Raw genomic sequence first — 4,584 nt, 5'->3', positions numbered from 1 at the left:
GCCTTTATGGGGTACCACTCATCGCAATCAAGCTAAGAAAATAAAACTACCATAAAAACGAAATTTTGTGACAACTTGCAACAAAAAACTCATAATTTTTGGGGGAATTCTAAATTCTTAAGTTGATGGGCATGGGGTAGCACCAACATTTCGCGAATTTCGTACGCGTAGATGAACCAACAAACGGATTTGATCCACTGGTTGGCCTTAAATTATTACTATTAAGTGTGTAGGGATAATAAAGTTGTTCAATTTCAGTAGAATAATTATTAAACAACCTTTCTTTTTTCGACAAGATTTACAAGAATATTGTGTCAAATGATAATAGTAGTTTAAGATAGAATAAAGATGTTTCTAAATGTAAAGTTCTAATTGCATTTTATAGTAACTTCAGTAATGTAAACGCAAAGGAAGTGTACAACATGAAATGGATACGAATTCCTGTAGGACCACTTAAAGCAAATGCATATATTTTATCTAATGAAGATAGAGCATGCGTAATATTTGATCCTGGTGGCGAATCAGACAAAATTAATCAGTACATAAAAAAATATGATTTAATCCCAAAAGCTATTCTTTTAACTCATGCTCATTTTGATCATATTGGGGCAGTAGATTAAGTAAGAACCAAGTGGAATATCCCTGTGTATCTTCATCAGGCAGAACAAGATTGGCTCACTAACACAGAATTAAATCGTTCTGCTCTACCTGGTAGAATTAAAACTACGGCAAACTCAGCAGATTATCTGATTGAAATAGAAGAAGAGATTCATATCGGTTCCTTTTCATTCAAAGTATTGTTTACCCCTGGGCACTCACCTGGAAGTGTATCTTACTATATAAAAAATGAAAGTATTATTATCTCAGGAGATGTACTTTTTAAAGGTGGTATTGGACGAACGGATATAATCGGAGGAGATCAAAATAGATTAATGAAAACAATCCAAGAAAAACTATTTAGTCTCCCTGAAAAAACGCTTGTTTTAAGTGGGCATGGAGATATCACAGATATTCAGACTGAGCGAAAACAAAACCAGTTTCTAAAAAATCTTAGATAGTATTTCACCATAAAATAAAAAAGGATATTCAATTTGAATGTCCTTTTTTAGGAAAAGAACAACCAAGCATATAGAAACTAATTTATTTATTTTTAAATGATTTTATTATAAATTGAACGAATTTATTATTCGTGAACATTAAGGTTGACTAACCAGCACCAAATAAACCAGTTAGTCCCTAAAACGGTCGTTTAAGGAACTTTATTGAGTTCCAATAAAACTAAGAGAAATATGGTCAAAAAACAGTTCCAAAACTCATTACCAAAAACAAAGTACCATATCAAATACAAAATAGCGTTTATGAGACCTTCTTCACGTACGGTAAAACAAAGTTTTTTACCTTAAGGGGTCCCGTCACATACCCATCAAGCTAAGAGTTTGAAGTATCCCCAAAACGAAAATTTTATCTCTTCATAGTTGTCTATGGGAATCCAGTTCATTTGTTGTTTTAGGAAATAATGAATTTCTTAACTTGATGTTGGTGTGGTGAGATCCCTAAAAGATGATCTCTTTCCTTATTTTATCCTTTTACTTTATTAACTGATAAATTCAAGCGATAATTTCCAAATATAAGAATCTCATTTAACAAATTATTTAACTGTTCCTGTGACTCTAAAAAAACTTTTAATATATAGCAACCTTCTCCACTTATCTTATGAGCCTCTACAACAGAATCTTTTGTTACAATAAAATCTAAAAACCTAGAATGTTCATTGGTCTTCATAAAAATAGTAATAAAAGCCAAATGAGATTTCCCTAATTTCATCTCATCTAATAAAATTGTATAGGCTCTTATAATTCCCTCTTCCTCCAGTTTTCTAATCCTATTCGCAACAGCTTGCCCAGTCATATGTATTTCTTTACCAATATCTTTCCACTGTACCCTCGAATTTTCTTTTAACAAATTTAGTATCTTAATATCTGTATAATCAACCATAATCTTAAATCCTTTCACGATGAAATTATTTGAAGCTAAAATCTTTCATGAGAATATTACTAATTTCATTTCATCTCCCTATAATAGAATTATAAAATAATTTTCAGAATATTGGGGGATGAAAAATGAAAACAGCTTTAGTATTAATTGATATTCAAAACGATTATTTTCCAAATGGAAAAATGGAGTTAAGTAAACCATTAGAAACTGTACAATATGCAAAACAAGTTTTAGATTTCTTCCGAGACAAAAAAAGACCTATTATCCATGTCCAACATATTTCAACTAAAGAAAATGCTACTTTTTTTCTTCCAAATACTGAAGGAGCAGAAATTCATCAAGAAGTAAAACCATTGGAAGAAGAATATTTGATACAAAAACATTTTCCAAATAGCTTCAGAGATACTAAATTATTAAAAGTTCTTCAAAAAGAAAATATTGACACTCTTGTTATATGTGGAATGATGACTCATATGTGTATAGATGCAACTGTAAGAGCTGCTAATGATTTAGGATTTAACTGTATTGTTATAGAAAATGCTTGTACTACAAAAGATTTAGCATTCCAAGAAAACATTATTCCTGCCCAACAGGTACATCGATCTTTTATTAGTGCTTTAAACAATGTATATGCGGAAATAACCACATCAAACGCCCTGACACAAAAAGCAACTATATAAAACATAACACATCATTATTGGTAACGAGGAAACAGGAGGATCCGTTACTCTCATCAGAGATCTACCTGTTTCTCTTTGCATTCGCTTATACATCTTTTTATATATTTCTATCCTAGCGCGGCTTTTGGCCTCCCGACTGTTCCCTATGTCTCCCTATTTTTTGCATAAAATCTTGTAGGGGTACGGCAAGGATTACTACTTTTGGGGCCACTCATTATTTTAGTTAACAGAATTAAAGTTCCATAAACTTTTTGAAATGAATTTAACAAGGTTTGTTTACGGAACACATTTTAAAGAAACAATGCTATTCTTTTTGTAGAAATATACAGAAAGGATGGCGTTTTTGATGAATCCTATCATTTCAAATGAACTGAATCTTTTCGCGCAAGAGCTACAATACTTTTTATCTCCAGTAGTCCTACAAGATATCGCCAAACAAGTTGGCTTTGTACAGCGATCTAGTAAGTATCAAGCAAGCAAACGAACTCATTGCCCTTTGCGTATGGCTCAGTCAAGAAATCGCTAGCACATCACTTACACAATTGTGCAGTCAGTTAGAAGCTTCAACTGGGGTACTGATGAGCTCAGAAGGATTGAATCAACGCTTTAATCCAGCAGCTGTCGCATTTCTTCGAAAAGTCTTTACTTCTCTTCTCACACAAAAACTTTGTTCAAATCACTCACTTTCTGCACACGTGATCTCTACTTTCAATCGTATCCGTATTTTAGATGCAAAAGTGTTTCAACTGCCTGACCATTTCGCCACTGACTATCAAGGTTCAGGTGGGAGTAGTAATACGGCAGGCGTGAAAATCCAATTGGAATATGATTTACTTAGTGGTCAATTTCTTAACGTGCAGCTTGGACCAGGAAAGAATAATGATAAAACATACGGTACCATCTCCCTTGAAACCGTAGAGGCGGGCGATTTGTGTTTACGTGATCTTGGTTATTTCGATTTAGGAGACTTACAAACCATTCATGATAAAGAGGCTTACTATATCTCGCGGTTGAAGCTGAATACACGCATTTATATCAAGAACCCTGAGCCAGAATACTTCAACAATGGTACGTTAAAAAAGCAAACAGAATACATCCAGCTTGATATGACACAAATGTTGTCTGGTCTAATCCCTGGTGAAACGATGGAAATCCCCGAGGCATACATTGGCCAAAATCAGAAGCTTCCAGCACGTGTCATTATCCATCGTTTAACCGATGACCAAACGCAAACACGCCTGAAAAACCAAGCGATACGTGAAAAGAAGAAAGGCATTGTCATGAAGGATAAAAGTAAACGTTTAATGGGCATGAATGTATATATCACGAACACGTCGCTAGAAGAAGTACAAACGAACTACGTGCATGCATTGTATTCACTTCGTTGGCAGATTGAAATTTTGTTTAAAACGTGGAAGTCATTCTTTCAAATTGATGAATGTAAAAATATTAAAAGAGAACGCCTAGAGTGCCATTTATATGGACAACTCATTGGTATTCTCCTCTGTTCTTCTACGATGTTTCAAATGCGACAGTTTCTGCTTGAAAAGAAAAAGCAGGAGCTGAGTGAATACAAAGCGATTTATATGATTAAAGATTACTTTCCATTACTGTTTCAAGCGATAGCCGTTGGCACAGAAGAACTTTTAAAAATTCTGCATCGCCTTTATCAGCTGCTTAAAAAGAACGGTCGTAAATGTCATAGATATAAGAAGATGACCGTCTTTGATATTCTAGGGATTGTGTATAAAACGACGGTGAAGCATAGACAAGCTGCCTAGCGAAAAAATCACGTTTTAATAGGCTTCTTTAGCATGCCTACTTTTCTATCAATTGCTAGATATGAAACAAGGATCGTTTCATATCTAGTAATTTACTTGGTTAGCTTGATGGGCATGGGGTAGCACCA

The 4,584-nt window shown here is 34.0% G+C and carries 2 protein-coding genes and 2 pseudogenes; 3 read left to right on the top strand and 1 reads right to left on the bottom strand.

Annotated features, from left to right (window positions below; all coding sequences use genetic code 11):
• The first annotated feature begins 422 nt into the window (after window positions 1-422).
• Window positions 423-1,058: pseudogene (locus tag FT637_RS29305) on the top strand (MBL fold metallo-hydrolase).
• A gap of 520 nt (window positions 1,059-1,578) precedes the next feature.
• On the opposite strand, the gene FT637_RS29300 reads toward FT637_RS29305, so the two are convergent.
• Window positions 1,579-1,995 carry an Lrp/AsnC family transcriptional regulator gene (locus FT637_RS29300; RefSeq protein ID WP_227494011.1) on the bottom strand — a complete coding sequence of 139 codons (417 nt, stop codon included), beginning with the start codon at window positions 1,993-1,995 and terminating at the stop codon, window positions 1,579-1,581.
• A 125-nt stretch (window positions 1,996-2,120) separates the two neighbouring features.
• On the opposite strand from FT637_RS29300, the gene FT637_RS29295 reads away from it, so the two are divergent.
• Complete coding sequence (locus FT637_RS29295; RefSeq protein WP_193649225.1) at window positions 2,121-2,675, top strand: cysteine hydrolase family protein; 555 nt, start codon at window positions 2,121-2,123, stop codon at window positions 2,673-2,675.
• Between the two features lie 346 nt (window positions 2,676-3,021).
• Window positions 3,022-4,456 (top strand): annotated as a pseudogene (locus FT637_RS29290) (IS4 family transposase).
• Window positions 4,457-4,584: the final 128 nt, after the last annotated feature.

It is taken from the genome of Bacillus cereus, assembly GCF_015071065.1.
Taxonomy (GTDB): Bacteria; Bacillota; Bacilli; order Bacillales; family Bacillaceae_G; genus Bacillus_A; species Bacillus_A cereus_BA.
Note: the sequence above shows the minus strand (reverse complement) of the source record. Positions and strands in the feature narration are given on the sequence as shown.